Source organism: Microcystis sp. LE18-22.4A (genome assembly GCF_027531105.1).
In the GTDB taxonomy this organism is placed as follows: domain Bacteria; phylum Cyanobacteriota; class Cyanobacteriia; order Cyanobacteriales; family Microcystaceae; genus Microcystis; species Microcystis aeruginosa.
In genome coordinates, this window is record NZ_JAPZRB010000289.1 from 1 (window position 1) to 1,844 (window position 1,844).

Below are 1,844 nucleotides of genomic sequence, written 5' to 3' on the forward strand. Positions count from 1 at the left end.
GCGGCGCCACGCCCCCAACGGGGGGTTTGGGGGGTAGAACCCCCCAAAAGCTTGGATTGAGTGATAAAACCGAAAGTAACGCCCAATTTTAGGAGAAAGTTTCCCCTGAAAAATCCCAAATTAGTAGATTTACAAAAATGAGATGCACCCGTTTTAGATATCCTCTTTTTCACCAAATTTATTAATCTAATTGAACCGAATGCTCTTGTTTTAATTGCTTTTGGATAGTTTTTACCGTCTGCTCAATTTTATTGATTCCGCGAGAAGAAGGCCGATTTACTCTATCAGCTAGAGGAGAAGTTTGTTGAATAGCAATGCTTAAATAAAGAGGAAAAGCGAGGGTAAAGGCTAAAAAAAGACGTTGTAACATGATCCACTCCCACAAAAGTTCTTCAGCAATTATTTTAGCCGGCTGAAACTTTTACCAGAATAACGACTAACTAGGAAAATTTCAGCTAGTTTGTGACAGTCCGGCAATTGGTGGGGCAATCCTAAAGAATTAGCGCTGAAACCCTCAACCCTAGACCAAGACTCTGATAGATTGATCTAAGAACATGATCGATCGCCCTATCTATGCACAAAATTCCAGTTACTGTGATCACGGGTTTTCTGGGTGCGGGAAAAACTACCCTCATCCGTCATCTACTGCAAAATAATCAAGGCCGACGGGTGGCCGTTATGGTCAATGAATTCGGAGAAGTGGGAATTGATGGTGATTTGTTGAAAAGTTGTCAGACCTGCGACGACAACCCCAACGATAATATTGTGGAACTGACCAACGGTTGTCTGTGCTGTACAGTACAGGAAGAATTTCTCCCCACCATGCAGAAATTGCTGGAGCGACGGCAACAGTTGGATTGTATGCTGATCGAAACTTCGGGGTTAGCTTTACCTAAACCTCTGGTTCAAGCTTTTCGCTGGCCGGAAATCCGCAACGGTGCGACGGTGGACGGAGTAATCACCGTGGTGGATGGTTTTGCTGTCGCTAGGGGTCGTCTGGTGGCGGATTTGGACGCTTTAACGGCACAAAGGCAAGCAGACCCCAATTTAGAACACGAAACGCCCATTGAGGAGTTATTTGAGGATCAGTTAGCCTGCGCTGACCTGGTACTCTTAACTAAAACCGATCTCATCAGCGAAATCGAATTAGAAAAAATTATTAATTGGCTGAAAACACAACTGCGATCAACGGTCAAAATAGTTACTTGTGCCGATGGACAAATTAGCCCCGATGTGCTATTGGGATTTAATGCCGCCGTCGAGGATAATTTAGCTAGTCGTCCTAGTCATCATGATCACGAGGAAGAACACGATCACGATGAGGAGATCAATTCTGTGCAGTTTTGCCTCGATTCTCCCGTAGATGCCCGAATTTTGACCCAACGGATTAAAGAATTGGTGGCCCGAGAAGAAATCTATCGGGTCAAGGGATTTGTTAACGTGGCCAATAAACCGATGCGTATGGTGTTACAGGGAGTCGGCGATCGCTTTGATTCTTTCTTCGACCGACCCTGGCAATCCACGGAAATGCGGCAAACTCGCTTGGTCTTTATCGGCCGCTCCCTCGATAGTCAGAGAATCGAGCAGGCCTTAACTAGGGTTTGCTGAAGAAGTTTTTCCTAGGGACAGGGTGTGGGGTAGGGAGATTATTTTTATTTATTCTCCCCTCTCCCTTCTCCTTTCTCCCCCTCTACAATAATTAAGGTCTGCTGAATAAATCTAAAAACTTTGTTGGATAAGACTTTTGGACTTTTTTCCCCTCAAAAAGTGCCAGCCATTGCGGGGATCGGGGGAAAATTCAGGTACTTTTTCCCTGAAAATTAGGTAGTTGACCACCTCAAAAC

At 44.9% G+C, this 1,844-nt stretch carries 2 protein-coding genes; one reads left to right on the forward strand and one right to left on the reverse strand.

Annotated elements, in window-relative coordinates:
- Positions 1 to 181 precede the first annotated feature (181 nt).
- Positions 182 to 370 (reverse strand): hypothetical protein, encoded by a 189-nt coding sequence (locus O9295_RS13380; RefSeq protein ID WP_002784873.1) that lies wholly within the window; start codon positions 368 to 370, stop codon positions 182 to 184.
- 203 nt (positions 371 to 573) lie between these two features.
- Here O9295_RS13380 and cobW point away from each other — a divergent pair, with 203 nt between their 5' ends.
- Positions 574 to 1,608 (forward strand): cobalamin biosynthesis protein CobW, encoded by a 1,035-nt coding sequence (gene cobW, locus O9295_RS13385; RefSeq protein WP_147070734.1) that lies wholly within the window; start codon positions 574 to 576, stop codon positions 1,606 to 1,608.
- Positions 1,609 to 1,844 lie beyond the last annotated feature (236 nt).

Bases quoted from the DNA above. Each gene is read 5' to 3' on its own strand.
- O9295_RS13380 (WP_002784873.1), bottom strand. From the start codon at position 370: ATGTTACAACGTCTTTTTTTAGCCTTTACCCTCGCTTTTCCTCTTTAT.
- cobW (WP_147070734.1), top strand. From the start codon at position 574: ATGCACAAAATTCCAGTTACTGTGATCACGGGTTTTCTGGGTGCGGGA.